The organism is Coriobacteriia bacterium, assembly GCA_034370385.1.
GTDB lineage: Bacteria > Actinomycetota > Coriobacteriia > Anaerosomatales > PHET01 > JAXMKZ01.
In genome coordinates, this window is sequence record JAXMKZ010000041.1 from 50,515 (window position 1) to 63,896 (window position 13,382).

The window sequence follows — 13,382 nt, forward strand, 5'->3', positions numbered from 1 at the left end:
TTCAGCGACGCCTAGTCGCATCGGGGGTAGGAATACCGAGTACGCCTGAGTCATGCCCCCGAGAGGAGACGTTGTGGATAGCATCGAGGCGATCATGGGCCGCAGGTCCATTCGAAACTACACCGCCGAACCCGTCACAGACGCCGAACTCGACGTGCTGCTTCGAGCCGCGATGGCGGCGCCGAGCGCAGGCAACCAGCAGCCGTGGCGCTTCATCGTGGTTCGGGATGCCGATCGACGAGTGGAGCTGTCCACGGCCACCCCGTACGCCGGCATGATCGCGCGCGCCCCCCTGGCCCTGGTGATCTGCGGCGATACGCGCGAGGAGAAGCACCCCGGCTACTGGGTTCAGGACTGCTCCGCAGCCATCCAGAATCTCCTTGTGGCGGCGCATGCCACCGGGCTGGGTGCCGTGTGGATCGGCGTGTATCCGGTCGAGGAGCGCTCTGAGAACGTGCGCCGCATCTGCGATGTCGAGGCGGGCGTCGTACCGATGTCGATGATCGCGCTCGGACACCCCGCCGAGGAGAAGCCGCCCGCGGAACGCTTCGAGCCCGCGTACGTCCACAGCGAGCGCTGGGAGTAGGGTGGCGTCCTCGTCAGCCGGCTCCCCGAGGCAACCTTCTGGGGCCCCGTCACCCGGTACGATGCGCGTCTTCAAGATCGTGACGGCTCTGGTCGTGCTCGCCCTGGTCGTCCTGGTGGGCTGGGCCCTCTGGGTCGGGACTCGGCAGGATGCCGCGCCGCCCGCGCCCTCGTTCGACCGCTTTCGGTCTCCGTGGGAGTCGGCCATGGCCAAGGCTGGCGTCGAGGCGACGTTCCCGGCCGGGCCTGCGAAGCTCACTGAGTTGATCCCCAGCGGCCGTCGGGCATTCGAGGCCACCTTCACCGCACAGGAGATATCCGCGTTGCTCAACGTCTATCGGCACTCCGAGGATGTCGCCGGCGCGGACGTGCAGGTGGACGCCGTCGGTGTGACGTTCTCGTCACCCGCTCAGGTCGAGCTTGCCGGGTCCATCCTCACGGGTGGCTCGCGGTACACGGCCGTGGCGAAGGGGCCTGCCCGCTACGCGGGGCGTCGGATCACGAGTACCGGGCTGTCGGCGCTCACGGTCGAGGGGTTTGCGGTGGGGGGTCAACGCCGGGACCAGGCGGGCGCAGCGTTGGTCGAGTACTTCAACGCCTATCTGGATGCGGCTCCGGGGTTGAGCGTCGGGTCTGCCGAGATAGTGGACGGCGGGGTCGTCGTCACGGGCTTTGCGCCGGCGTCTATTCAGAACCCGTCATCGCCCTGAAACCACCGGGGCGAGCCCTCGGGAGCCCCTGTGGATTCGCTCTTTGGCTCTCCAGCGCCTATACTCGAACACACGTGCGCTGCTTGTTTGGTGCACGCGCATCACCTCGTTGTCCCTCGCTCACGCCTCCTGTGCCCGATGGATCGGCAGTCATCTGCCACCGCGCCGACCTCGTCGAAGGCGTGCCGCACAGGAGAAGACGACCGCCTCTCGGCAGGGCGGAAGCGACTTCGGGACACGCTAGTGCCTGTGCATGAGTCCCGGGTCATGATGATTGGGGACCACATGCGCAAACTCGCCGTCACGACCGACGAACGACCCAGGACCGCACTCCTTCTGGCGGCCGGGATGGGCAGCAGACTCGCCCCGCTCACCGACGACACCGCCAAGTGCCTCGTGGCGCTCAGCGGAATCTCGATTCTCGAGCGACTGCTTCGCACGCTCGGCAGCTACGGATTCACGAGGCTGGTCGTGGTCCTCGGGCACGAATCGGACGCCATCCAGGATTACCTGGGCGATCACTCGGGCGAGATTCAGATCGACTACGTCACCAGCACGCGCTACCGGACCACGAACAACATCTACAGCCTGTGGCTCGCCCGGCAGATCATCGACGAGCCGTTCCTGCTCATCGAGAGCGACCTTGTGTTCGACGAGGCGCTGCTTGAGAAGATGCTGCGGCCCGACATGATCGCCGTGTCACGCCAGTTGCCCTGGATGAACGGCACCACCGTGACCTTGGGCGGGAAAGCGGGGATCACCGCCTTCTGTCTGGGTGAGATGAGCCGCCCGGATGCGACCCACTACAAGACCGTGAACATCTACAGCTTCTCCCGAAGCACGTGGAGGGTGGTCTGCGAACGCCTGGACCGCTACATCGCGGCCCAGCGCACCGGTGACTACTACGAGTCCGTCTTCGCCGAGATGGTGGCCGATGGCAGCCTCTCGCTCACGCCGGTGCTGTTCGATCCCGACAGCTGGTACGAGATCGACACGCTCGATGACCTTGCCGCGGCCGAGCTCCTCTTTCCGCGCCACTCTGAGACGATGAGACGCGAGCAGAGCATCAAAGTCGTTGTGGCGGCCGGATGACCGACATGAGCGAGCAGCAGCCTCGCGCGGTTCGGCAAGCCGAGTACGAGGCGCTTCAGTTCGAGCACGGGGGCTACTGGCGCCACGGCTTCGTCGATCACGCCTACCTCTACAACCTGCACTTCCCGCCAGAGTCGTTCTTCCAGCACCTGAGCTCCGAGATCCATGAGATCGTGCTCAACTACCCGGTCGGGCAGGGCGTCGTGGCCGGCCTTGTGGGGAGGCTCATCGGACAGCCGGCAGAGCGCGTGGTGGTGGGGAACGGGGCAGCGGAGCTCATCAAGATCATCTCGGCGCACCTCGCTCACAAGCTGATCGTGCCGGTTCCGTCGTTCAACGAGTACACGAATGCGGCGCCGGCAGGGCACGTGGTCGAGTTTGCGCTCGATGGCCCGTCGTTTCAGCTGGACGTGGACGAGTTCGCCCGGCAGGCCATCGCCTGCGGTGCGGACTTCGCCGTCGTCGTGTCGCCCAACAACCCCACCTCGCTGCTCGTGCCGCGAGACGACCTGCTCCGGTTGCTCGGCCTGCTTGAAGGCAGCGGCTGCAATCTGATCGTCGATGAGTCGTTCATCGACTTCGCCGAGGGCGGCGCCGGGCAGTCCCTCGAGCGCGACGTGAGCGACCACCCGCATCTGGCCATCATCAAGAGCATGAGCAAGGCATACGGCATCTGTGGCCTGCGCATCGGCTATCTGCTCACCGCCAACGAGGAGTTGGCGCGCGACGTTCGCGGTCAGCTCCATATCTGGAATCTCAACGGCTTCGCGGAGGCGTTCTTGCGCATGGCGCCGGATTACCGACAGGACTTTGTCGAGAGCTGCGAGGCGGTGCGCGCGGATCGAGCGGTGCTCTTGGAGGCCCTTGGTACGGTGTCCGGTCTCACGGTCTACCCGGCCGACGCCAACTTCGTCATGTGCCGCCTGCCCGCTTGGTCCGAAACCGGTCCTGAGGTCGAGCGCCGGCTGTTTGTGGAGCACCACATCTACATCAAGCACTGTGCGGGAAAGGCGATGCCGGAGTCGGACCGCTACGTCCGCCTGGCGAGCAGGACCGCCGAGGAGAACCTCCGTCTTGTGGCTGCGCTCAGACTCGTCGTGGGCACGCAGGCCGCATGATGGCCGACGAGAATCGCGTCGCGCCTCCCCGGCCGATGCTGTGGTTTGCGAAGGACCGGCCCAATCTGGTGTCTCTCGCCGGACTCGCATCCGCGCTGGTCGGCATCTACTACGCGATTCTCGGCGTCTACCCGGCGGCGATGATCGGACTCGTGTGGGCGGTGGTGCTTGACTGGCTCGACGGACGCATCGCGCGCACGATGTCGGGCCGAAGCGAGGAGCAACGGGAGTTCGGCGGTCACGTGGACTCGCTCATAGACGTGGTCAGCTTCGGGGTGGCGCCCGCGGTGCTGCTGCTGTCAGTGGGCGGGTTCAGCCCGTGGTTTCTGCCGGGTGCGTTCGTGGCCCTGGCCGCCGGGGTGATCCGGCTGGCGTACTTCAACACGTTCGGGCTCTCGGAGGGCTCGACGTACCGGGGTCTCGCGCTCGACAACAACGTGATCTTCCTGGTGCTGCTGTTCGCCTTCCGGCCCTTCATCGGCGAGGCGGCGTTCGCCGTGGTTCTCTACGTTGCGCTACTGGTTCTCGCGGGATTCAACATCGCGCCCATTCGGACTCCGAAACTAGGCGGCAGGTGGTACTTCGCGGTGCTTGCGTACGCCGTGGTGATGACCGCCGTGTACTCGTGGCAACTGGTGGTGCTCTACGGCTAGATCGCTCGGCCTCTTGTGTAGCGATGCGTTCGGGGGCGCGCTTTGGTGGCGGGTTTCGATTGCCCCGCCCGCACGCCCTCGCTATGTCACGATGGGTGACTCCCACAGGTCTGCCCCGAATCCCTCGAACCCATCCACCGTCACGGTGCTGTTCACACGGTTCGCGATGCGCCCGAGGAGCTGCTCGCGGTCGACCCGGCTGTTCGTGGCCAGAAGGAGCGCCGGCACGAAGAAGACGACGGCTGAGGCCACCAGCGACCCGGTTCGGGCTCCCGGGTCCGCCACGAGCGGCAACACAACCGATGTGAGCCGCGGCACGACGACGGTGAAGAGCCCTGCGGCAGCGATGATGGGGCGAGCGTTCGCGTCGAACCGAACCGGTCTGCGATCTGTCCGCCCGACCAGTAGCCCAGCGACAGCGCCACCATCACGATCGAGATGACGGCGCCCCACACGAAGAGAGAACTGCCCAAGGCGGGCGCAAGCAGGCGAGCGGCGATGAACTCGAGCCCATGAGTGAGGCCCCGCACGCGAACACGATGATCTCGAGCATGTGACCCCCTGTCACGAGAGCGGAGCGCCGTCGATGCGGCCCCCGTCGTGTCATCGCAGACGGTACCCGTCCGGGGAGTGCGTTGCCCGCAGCGTGGCGACGCGCCGGGGAGCGGGAGTGTGATAACGTGTCGTTTCATCGGTAGCATCGCTGCACACGCCTACAAGACACTGACACAGCGCAGCCACCGCGGAGGGAGTGCCGATGGGTCGGCCCGCGCCTCGCGCCCGGGTTTCGCACGCTTCCGGTATCCGTCGGGAGCTCGCCATCGCGCTCCTGCTGATCCTCGCAGTAGCGATGGCGGTACTCGTCTCGCCGTCTCCGGCCCACGCGATGACCCCGCCGGCGGACTGCTCCAGCTGCCACTCCTACCTCGGCTACTCCCACTACCATCTTGCACCGGGGCAGCAGGACATGCCCTGCTACAGCCTGTGCCACTGGGAGGGTTCGGGGCCGTACTTCGATTACCTCACGACCTTCCATGAATACGACGAGAACTGGGGCAACAACTACACCGGATCGGACCACCGCGCGGATTCGTGCGGCTTCTGTCACTCGCCCGATCACCCACTGATCCCGCAGCACACCGACGCCGGAACCGCTGCGGCGCACGTCAACGACACGTCGGACTGCATGAACTGCCACGGGCCGACGCTGTACGCGGCCCACGATGCCTACCCGACGTGCGGCGTGTGCCATGACAGCGCCGATTCCCGGGTGCGCGCAGCGATCAGCTCCGAGGATCATTCCTGCGGCGCGTGTCACGACATCAATCCGATCAACAATCACCCCGGTAGCGCCGTGAAGACCTGGAGTCCCGAGGACTACTACGCGTGGGACACGCGTGTGAACCCGATGCTGATGGAGATCGGTGACAATCCGTACCTGCCAGGCGTGCACGGCAACTACACCGCCAACACCGCCAAGTGCGGCGTGTGCCACTCGGTGCACCGCGCGAAGGCGGGCGGCACCAAGCTCCTGAACACCGCGGTGGCCACCTGCGCTGGTTGTCACCAGACCGGATCCACCGTCACAGACGTGGTCGTGAGCTGGGAGGCTGGCGGTCCGCATGGCTCGGGTGATCCGGCCAGCTGCCTTTCGGTCTCCTGCCACTTGGGCAACCCACACGGCGCGGGCGGCTCGCAGTACACGATCGTTGCCGCCAAGCTACTCAACCCGGCGGCCGACGCGGCGCTCGCCGCGGCCGTCTCGAGCGAGGCATCCTCCGGGATCAGCACGGCCGACCTCAACGCCGAGGTGCTCGCCATCGACGGCGGCTGGGACGAGTCCACACGCTCGGCGGTGCGCACCGGTTACACCTGCAACCAGGCCGGCTGTCACGTCCAGACGATGCTCGCCGTGCTCGAACGCGGATGGGCCGAGGAGCGCTTCACCTCAAACGACAGCGGGCCGAGCGTCCAAAAGACCGGCCACCTGAGCATCGGTACCCCTGATGGCCGGGCTTCGTTCTCGCCTGTCACGAGCTGCGTGAGCTGCCATGACCAGACCGATTCAGCCACTGCGGGCGTCTGGTACTCCACCGTCTCCGGGTACACGTTCCCGCATTCCCAGACGGCGGCGGGCACGAGCAACGTGGGTACGGGGAACCGCGCGTGGCTCTGGATGACGATTGCAGGCAACGCCGGCGGGACCGGGCTCGACTATATGCGCACACCCGGGGACAAGGCCAAGGATGGCGCATGTCTCAAGTGTCACCGTGACGTCGAGGATCGCGCCGGAATCGGCCTGGCGCCCGCCGGGATGATCCAGTTCGCGTGGAACAACCCCCGAGCAGGCTCCTGGGCCGAGTACTGGATCCGCGACGGGGCGGGCAACCTCGTGTCCACCGGATACGGGGAGGTGGGCGTCGACGAGTGGGACGGGTGGTTCCGCATCCGGGTACCGGTGAGCAACCAGCCATACCGGATCAGCATCGAGTGGCTGGACGCCGCGTGGGATCCGTGGGTCGCGTACTGGACACCCGGCCCGATGCCGACAGACTATTTCGAGGTGCTCATCGACTCCGAGGATGAAACGTACACGTACTGGTACTGATGCCGTGTGTCCGATCGGATTACCCGCGACGGCCGATGGCAGCTGAGCGGGTGGGGCACCGATTGCCCCGCGTGTGCAGCCTCGCTATACTCGCACCCGCGCTCGAAGCCGCCTCGTGCGGCGTGCGCAGCCACGGAGAGGTGGCAGAGTGGTTGAATGCGGCAGTCTCGAAAACTGTTTAGCGGGTATCCCCCGTTACGAGGGTTCGAATCCCTCCCTCTCCGCCAGAAGAATGTGACGGAGGCCCGTTTTCCCGAGAGGGGAGGCGGGCCTTCTGCCTGCCGCTGTCCTGCAGGCAGCGCGCGCCAGGCCCTAGCTGGCCGCCAAACCCGGTCGTCTCAGGGAGGTGCTCCGTGACCGCTGGCATCAACATCTCCGACAAGGTCGCCTTCATCTGGTCGATCGCCGACCTGCTCCGCGGTCCTTACAAGCCGCACCAGTACGGCCGCGTGATCATCCCCATGACGGTGCTGCGGCGCTTGGATTGCGTGCTGGAGTCGACAAAGCCGGCCGTCCTCAAAGAGGCGGCTAAACTCAAAGCCAACAGCCCGATCAAGACCGTCGAGCCGCTCCTTTGCCGAGCCAGCGGGCAGAGCTTCTACAACACCAGCGCGTTCGACTTCGCCAACTCGCGGAACGCGACGATACCGCCGAGATCTGGGCTGATGCCAAGGGCAACCCAGAGCCGGACACGAGCCTGCGCGACACCGAAAGCGTCCCCCTGTCCGACGACATCGCCGCCTACGTCGAGGTTGAGGAGCGGATTCTGGGGCCCTTGCGTCGGGTGAAGACGCGGCCGTAATCGGGCCTCAGCCGGGTACCAGTCTTAACACCGCAATTTGCTTCCTAACATCAGCGATGTTATGGTGCAAAAACGATGGTTAATGAATCACACAACAACCGGGCAGAAACCCTCGTCGAAGCGAGCGCCGACTATATCGAGCGCACGCTCCACGCGACGATCGCGTTTCGGCCATGGGCGGAGTCGGCAGAACTTGCGCCGTTCCTGACCTCGCGCTATCTGTTCATGACCGCCGAGCTCGCGGGGGTCGAAGCGCTCTGGATGTTCGCCCTCACCTCAGAGAGACCGCTGGCGATTGCCAAACAGGTGCGGGCCGTGTCGGGCCGGTTCTCGGGCTCGGCCGTCGTTGTCTTCGAGCAGCTCAGCGCATACGCCCGACGTCAGCTCATAGAGCGCGCCGTTCCGTTTGTCGTGCCCGGAGTCCAGATGTACCTCCCGCCGGTGGGCATCGATCTTCGCCCGAAAGGGGTGGCGCCGCGTGAGGAGCGCCAGCATCTGCGTCCCGCCTCGCAACTGCTCTTCTTGTGGATGCTCCTAGGCCCGAACGAGGCCGAGTACCGTCAAAGCACGACCGCCGCTGACCTTGGCTACGCCGTAATGACAGTCAGTCGCGCAGTATCTGAGCTGGAGGCTGCACTTCTGGTCGAGGCCAATCGCAGTGGGCAAGAGCGCGTGTTTCGACTCGCTACCCCAAGACGAGACGTCTGGGATCGCGCGCTGCCCGTCCTCTCAACTCCGATCAAGCGCCGAGTACTCGCGTCTGAGCTGCCGCCTGGCGTAGCTGCCGGCGCGCCTCTGGCCGGCCTTTGTGCCCTAGGCGACTACACGATGATTCAAGGCCCGGACATGCGGTTCTGTGCCGTTTCGATCGCGCAGGCGGAAGGCATCAGCTCCATCGCGGACGAGGCCGATGATCGCGATCTCGCAGAGGTCTGGTCCTACGATCCGCGGTTGTTGTCCGACGGTCGCTCGGTCGATCGGCTGTCGCTCTATCTCTCCCTTGGGGACGATCCGGACGAGCGCGTGCACCTCGCGCTTGAACAACTGCTGGACCGCGTCGAATGGTGAGAGGCCATCCGAGAGGATCTGGCCCGCTTCCTGCGCGAGGCGTTCGGCGACAACTTTGATCCCAAGCAACTGAGGATCGACGCAACCGCCGAAGAGATCGCGGCGAGGTTTCGCGACGTGTACGGGGTGGGGGCGTAATGGTCGGCGCATCCGCATTCGATCCCACGTTACCCGCTTGGCTTGGTGAGATCCCCGAAGGCTGGGTGATGGCCCCGCTCGAAGAGCAGCAGGCAATCTCCGCTTACCTCGACATTGAGAATGGGCGCGTTTCGCGGAGCGCCTCCATCGCCTTGCGTCGCACACGCGCGGCAGCTCGCTCGGAGCGTGGACGGTGCTAGACACGACCCTGCAAGAGGCGCATAGTCGCTTGGGGGACTGAAGCAATACGCGAGCACCGCATCCACGGTCGGGACGCCTCGATTCGTGGGCCTGGAGAGGTTCGTGGGGGATTCGATGCGAGACTCGACGTCAGGGTATCGTCCTTCGTTTGCGCATGACCGGGAGCACCTGCTGATGGGGGAGATGGCTATGAACAGGCTTCAGTTCGCGTCGCGATGTGCACTGGTTCTGGTCCTCGGCATCGCTGGAGGCCTTCTCGCCGCGCCCGATCGGGCATCTGCGGGGATCACCACGATGGTGAGCGTATACCGGGCGGGTTACGTAGGCAATCAGGGCGGTGGGAGCAGGGAGCCGGCGATTTCGGCTGACGGCCGTTGGGTAGCGTTCGTGTCCGAAAACCCGAACCTCGTGTTGGGTGATACGGGCGACACGCGGGATGTCTTTCTTCGCGACCGCCTCAATGGGGTGACCACGCGCATCAGCAGCGCGAATGCGGAGATGGATGCCAGTGATCCGTCCGTATCCTCCGATGGACGCTACGTCGCGTACGAGACACACGACGCGGATACAAAGAATGCGGACATCCTCGTCTTCGACCGACTGACGGGTGTCACCACCCTAGCAAACCTGAACTCGGCCGGACTGCGAGCTGTGGGTGCCTCGACCCCGTCCATCTCCGCCGATGGCCGTTACGTGGCCTTCGAGACTTGGAGCATGCCTATCGGCACGGACCCCGAGGAGTTGTCCGGCGGCAACCTCTGGGTCCGCGACCGCATCGCGGGTACGACGACCCTTGTGAGCGTGGACTCGCAGCTGGGTCCGGGAGCCGACGAGATCTACCCCGGGCACGGCAGTGATCCCGAGATCTCCGGAGATGGTCGCTACGTCGTGTATCGCTCAGACGACAATCTGGTCGTAGCGAACGATACGAACGGAAACGACGACGATGATGCGGGTACCGACGTGTTCGTGCGCGACCTCGTCGCCGGCACGACGACCCGCGTGAGCGTGAACTCCGCCGGAGGCCAGGCCATAGACCCCTACTGCCAAGCGCCTTCCATCTCGGCCGATGGACGCTACGTGGCCTTCACCTCCGAGGCATCCAATCTTGTGGCGAATGACACGAACGCGTGTTCCGACGTCTTCGTCCACGATCGCGTCACGGGCGCCACGACCCGAGTGAGCCTGACCTCGTCGGGGGCCCAGGCGCCCCAGGGCGGCGGTGGCAACTCGCTTTCTTCGACCGGTCGCTTCGTCGCCTTCGGAGCAGCGGACGGTCTCGTCGCGGCCGACACGAACGGCGAGGCGGACTGCTACGTCAGGGACTGTGTAACCGGCGCTCTGATGCGTGTGAGCGTGAGCTCATCAGGTGCGCAGGCACCGCCCGATTCCGGGGACGCGAGCTCGGAGGCAGTGATCTCCGCAAACGGGATGGTCGTGGCCTTCCAAGGAAGCTATGACCGTTTCGTGTCGGTGGATGAGAATCGTGCCCCCGATATCTTCGCCCACGAGTTGAACTGGTCCGGGGCGCCGCTGGCCACCTCGATCACCATCAAGACCACCGCCACCACCGCCAGAATCGGCAACGCCCCCACCCTATCCGGTGCGGTCACGCCGACAAGCCTCATCGGCAAGAGCATTGTGGTCTATGTGAAGAAGCCCGGGAAGAGAACCTGGACCTACCTGGCGAAGGGCACGGTATACCGGCTTCCCAACGGGTCGGCAGCATGGCGGTACAAGTACTACTTCAAGCCCGGCATGGTGAAGGGCGTCTACACCTACAAGGCAGTCGTGCCCGCTTTGCCCGGGTTCAAGACGTCGACCTCGCCCAGGACGGTGAGTATCCGGCTACGGTAGACGCCACAACGCCCCATGCGTCTTGTCGTGCGCCTATGGCATTGCATTGCTCCGACCATTGGTGCGCCTGATTGCCCGAACGATGTGTGGAGCGTGCTCTCAAGTGGGCCTCGATCTGATGCGGCCCCGGTCACCGATGAGGTGGCTGGGGCCGCTGCGCGAAGCACACGCAGCCCGAAGTTGACTGGGCATCCCCTGCCTGAGCGACGAGGCTTTGCGGCTCGCGCACTAGTCAGTGTCGACCCCCGTCCGCGACGTCTAGCCGCGTTCCTCTGCCGGGCGCCGCGCCATGGCCTGCATGTCGTCGTGGCTGTCCGTCTCGTCGACTATCTCGACGCCCAGCAGCGTCTCGACCGCGTCCTCGAGCGTCACGAGGCCGCTCGTCCCGCCGTACTCGTCAACCACTAGCGCGATGTGCTCCCGATGTTCGAGAAGGAACTCGAGCAACGTGGACAGCGGCATCCTCGCAGGCACCGCCGAGATGTCTCTACTCAGGGACTTGAGAGTTCGGGTCCCATCGCTTGGCTCGAGCATGAAGAGCTCATCTTTGAGGATGAATCCCCTGATGTCGTCGATGCTCTCTCCATAGATCGGCAGCCGTGAGAACGCGATCTGCGTCGCTGTGGACTTCGCTTCGGCAACCGTCATGTCGCCGGGCAGCGCTGTGACGACGGTTCGCGGTGTCATGACGTCTGCTGCCCGGAGCGACGAGAATTTGAACAGGTTTCTCAGGATACGGGACTCGTTCATGTCGATCTGTCCGTCCACCTCGCACACCTCAGCCATCGCGATGAACTCCTGTCGGCTGAAGGCGTGAGCAGACTTTCCTCGCGAGATGAGCTTGGTCAACCACTCCGATACGATCACCAGCGGGTAGAGGACCACAATGAGCGCTCGTGTGAAATGCGCAGACGGCTCGGCGAGTGTGCGCCAGTGAACCGTGCCCAGTGTCTTCGGGACGATTTCTGAGAGGAACAGGATCGCCAAGGTCATGAGGACCGAGAACGCTCCAGTGAGCGCACTGCCGAACACGACGGTCGCCTGGGCGCCTGCACCGATTGCACCGGCTGTGTGGGCGATGGTGTTCAACGTGAGAATCGCCGCGAGCGACCTGTCGATATTGTCGGTCCGCAGCCGCTTGAGTAGATCTGCGCGCTTGGGATTCGCATCGCGCAAGCCCTCGATGTAGGAGGGTGTCGTGCTCAGAAGCGACGCTTCCGCAATCGAGCAAAGAAACGAGATGATGAGGGCAACCAGTACGTAGAACACCAGCAGGGCGACGTCGCCGCTCGTTGCGTCGCCTCCTGCCTCCCCGGTTGAACCGGCGACCGCTGCCATAGCGGGGCCTGCGCCCATCAGGAACATGCCGATAAGCGCAGCAAAGCGGAATAGTGGTCTCACTGAGTGAGCTTCCTCCTGGTTTCCATGCGAGCGAGGTGCACGCAAAGGCCGATTCGGTGCCCTCATTGCCGCCAGTGCATTCGGGATTCCGACGTATTCTATCCTGCCGCGCGGCCGATGGTGCTCCATTCATGTTATCCACATCGGGCACAGCATCGGCCGAAACCCGGTGCTCGCTCAGCAAGCCGATAGGGAGTATCGTTGCTTGGGGAAGACCCGGCCTGCTCACCGGTCGTTCGCCGAATGGGTTAGGCACAATATTTGCTTTATCGCCCGTGATCGGCACCCCTCGGACGCTGACCCCCGGAGCCCCTTGAGCCGTTTCAGACTGCAGTTGCCCGTACTCATGATCTCGCTGCTCGTTCTGGTGGCGCTGCTTGCGCTGCAGTGCCCCGAGGCCGGTTGCCATGATTGTGGCGCCGATGAGGTCTTCGCGCGGCAAGGGGTTGCGTCTCAACCGGTGTTGATCGTCGCGGCGCTGCCGCATTCCGCCATGGCGCCCTTCTTCTCAGTGGCGCCGCTGCGCTCGATCGCCGTTCCCATCTCGGTGGCGGAGCACCCCGCTCTCGCGTCGCGTCTGCGAATCTGATCCCACTCGGGCGCCCCCAGCACGTTTCCCGTTGCCGTTGCCTGTCACGCCTGCTATCACGCGGGCGAGCCGCTTCGGCTGACCCCGAATGGAGAAGAGATGATCCGATTCAACCGCCGTTCCCGACGGGCGCGGCTTATCCCAGCGGCAGCGATGCTGCTCGCTGTGGCGCTGCTCGCGGGCTGCTCGAGTGATACCCCCGAGGCGATCGGTGTGAACGCCGTCATGGCCGATCCCGCAGCCTACACGGGGCAGATCGCTATCAGGGGCGTGGTCCAGAATGTCGACGCGAACGCTTCGAGCATCGCGGTCATCGACGAGACCGAGTACGCCACCTGTGGGCTCACGCCCTGCAACTCAGCCAGCCTGCTGCCGATCGTGCTCCCCATCGGCACGGCGGCCGTCGCGGGTGCCTCGGTATATGAGGGCGCGCTCCCGGCCCTCGAGGATGTCGTGGTGGTGGTCGGCGAGATCAAGTCCACTGACAGCGGCAAGTACTTCGATGTCGAGCGGATCGAGCGTAATGGCTCCGTACTCGTGTCGAAGCGGTAAGGCGGGCA

12 protein-coding genes, 1 tRNA gene and 1 pseudogene are annotated in these 13,382 nt (G+C 64.9%); 12 read left to right on the forward strand and 2 right to left on the reverse strand.

The window, feature by feature from the left end:
- Nucleotides 1-73 precede the first annotated feature (73 nt).
- The 5 genes from U1E26_08460 to U1E26_08480 all read left to right on the forward strand — a co-directional run bounded on the left by U1E26_08460 (nucleotide 74) and on the right by U1E26_08480 (nucleotide 4,158).
- Entirely contained in the window at nucleotides 74-586 is a 513-nt protein-coding gene (locus tag U1E26_08460) for a nitroreductase family protein (protein MDZ4169673.1), read from the forward strand.
- 61 nt (nucleotides 587-647) lie between these two features.
- Nucleotides 648-1,295, forward strand: coding sequence for a hypothetical protein (locus U1E26_08465; GenBank protein ID MDZ4169674.1), 648 nt, complete (start codon nucleotides 648-650; stop codon nucleotides 1,293-1,295).
- A gap of 267 nt (nucleotides 1,296-1,562) precedes the next feature.
- Nucleotides 1,563-2,387, forward strand: coding sequence for a phosphocholine cytidylyltransferase family protein (locus U1E26_08470; GenBank protein ID MDZ4169675.1), 825 nt, complete (start codon nucleotides 1,563-1,565; stop codon nucleotides 2,385-2,387).
- Nucleotides 2,384-3,505, forward strand: coding sequence for an aminotransferase class I/II-fold pyridoxal phosphate-dependent enzyme (locus tag U1E26_08475; protein ID MDZ4169676.1), 1,122 nt, complete (start codon nucleotides 2,384-2,386; stop codon nucleotides 3,503-3,505). The genes U1E26_08470 and U1E26_08475 overlap by 4 nt, the downstream gene beginning before the upstream one ends.
- The gene (locus U1E26_08480) at nucleotides 3,502-4,158 is read left to right on the forward strand and encodes a CDP-alcohol phosphatidyltransferase family protein (GenBank protein ID MDZ4169677.1); all 657 of its coding nucleotides are present in this window, start codon (nucleotides 3,502-3,504) and stop codon (nucleotides 4,156-4,158) included. Before U1E26_08475 ends, U1E26_08480 begins: the two co-directional genes overlap by 4 nt.
- A 152-nt stretch (nucleotides 4,159-4,310) precedes the next feature.
- Here the strand turns inward: U1E26_08480 and U1E26_08485 are convergent, their stop codons facing one another.
- The gene (locus tag U1E26_08485) at nucleotides 4,311-4,859 is read right to left on the reverse strand and encodes a fused MFS/spermidine synthase (protein MDZ4169678.1); all 549 of its coding nucleotides are present in this window, start codon (nucleotides 4,857-4,859) and stop codon (nucleotides 4,311-4,313) included.
- A gap of 56 nt (nucleotides 4,860-4,915) precedes the next feature.
- Here U1E26_08485 and U1E26_08490 point away from each other — a divergent pair, with 56 nt between their 5' ends.
- The 5 genes and pseudogenes from U1E26_08490 to U1E26_08510 all read left to right on the forward strand — a co-directional run bounded on the left by U1E26_08490 (nucleotide 4,916) and on the right by U1E26_08510 (nucleotide 10,832).
- Nucleotides 4,916-6,766 carry a hypothetical protein gene (locus tag U1E26_08490; protein ID MDZ4169679.1) on the forward strand — a complete coding sequence of 617 codons (1,851 nt, stop codon included), beginning with the start codon at nucleotides 4,916-4,918 and terminating at the stop codon, nucleotides 6,764-6,766.
- Nucleotides 6,767-6,900: 134 nt separating this feature from the next.
- Nucleotides 6,901-6,993, forward strand: a tRNA-Ser gene (locus U1E26_08495).
- A gap of 126 nt (nucleotides 6,994-7,119) precedes the next feature.
- Nucleotides 7,120-7,377, forward strand: a pseudogene (locus U1E26_08500) (type I restriction-modification system subunit M N-terminal domain-containing protein).
- Nucleotides 7,378-7,643: 266 nt separating this feature from the next.
- On the forward strand, nucleotides 7,644-8,636 hold the full coding sequence (locus U1E26_08505; GenBank protein MDZ4169680.1) for a hypothetical protein: 993 nt from the start codon (nucleotides 7,644-7,646) through the stop codon (nucleotides 8,634-8,636).
- 528 nt (nucleotides 8,637-9,164) lie between these two features.
- On the forward strand, nucleotides 9,165-10,832 hold the full coding sequence (locus U1E26_08510; GenBank protein ID MDZ4169681.1) for a hypothetical protein: 1,668 nt from the start codon (nucleotides 9,165-9,167) through the stop codon (nucleotides 10,830-10,832).
- Nucleotides 10,833-11,090: 258 nt separating this feature from the next.
- On the opposite strand, the gene U1E26_08515 is transcribed toward U1E26_08510, so the two are convergent.
- Nucleotides 11,091-12,233: a hemolysin family protein gene (locus U1E26_08515; protein ID MDZ4169682.1), complete on the reverse strand. Its 1,143-nt coding sequence runs from the start codon at nucleotides 12,231-12,233 to the stop codon at nucleotides 11,091-11,093.
- A gap of 313 nt (nucleotides 12,234-12,546) precedes the next feature.
- Between U1E26_08515 and U1E26_08520 the strand changes: the two genes are divergently transcribed.
- Nucleotides 12,547-12,822 carry a hypothetical protein gene (locus U1E26_08520; protein ID MDZ4169683.1) on the forward strand — a complete coding sequence of 92 codons (276 nt, stop codon included), beginning with the start codon at nucleotides 12,547-12,549 and terminating at the stop codon, nucleotides 12,820-12,822.
- A gap of 99 nt (nucleotides 12,823-12,921) precedes the next feature.
- Nucleotides 12,922-13,374, forward strand: a complete 453-nt coding sequence (locus U1E26_08525) for a hypothetical protein (GenBank protein MDZ4169684.1) — start codon at nucleotides 12,922-12,924, stop codon at nucleotides 13,372-13,374.
- Nucleotides 13,375-13,382: the final 8 nt, after the last annotated feature.

Coding starts and splice junctions, on each gene's coding strand:
- U1E26_08490 (MDZ4169679.1), top strand. CDS start 4,916: ATGGGTCGGCCCGCGCCTCGCGCCCGGGTTTCGCACGCTTCCGGTATC.
- U1E26_08485 (MDZ4169678.1), bottom strand. CDS start 4,859: ATGCTACCGATGAAACGACACGTTATCACACTCCCGCTCCCCGGCGCG.
- U1E26_08465 (MDZ4169674.1), top strand. CDS start 648: ATGCGCGTCTTCAAGATCGTGACGGCTCTGGTCGTGCTCGCCCTGGTC.
- U1E26_08480 (MDZ4169677.1), top strand. CDS start 3,502: ATGATGGCCGACGAGAATCGCGTCGCGCCTCCCCGGCCGATGCTGTGG.
- U1E26_08505 (MDZ4169680.1), top strand. CDS start 7,644: ATGGTTAATGAATCACACAACAACCGGGCAGAAACCCTCGTCGAAGCG.
- U1E26_08475 (MDZ4169676.1), top strand. CDS start 2,384: ATGACCGACATGAGCGAGCAGCAGCCTCGCGCGGTTCGGCAAGCCGAG.
- U1E26_08525 (MDZ4169684.1), top strand. CDS start 12,922: ATGATCCGATTCAACCGCCGTTCCCGACGGGCGCGGCTTATCCCAGCG.
- U1E26_08470 (MDZ4169675.1), top strand. CDS start 1,563: ATGATGATTGGGGACCACATGCGCAAACTCGCCGTCACGACCGACGAA.
- U1E26_08510 (MDZ4169681.1), top strand. CDS start 9,165: ATGAACAGGCTTCAGTTCGCGTCGCGATGTGCACTGGTTCTGGTCCTC.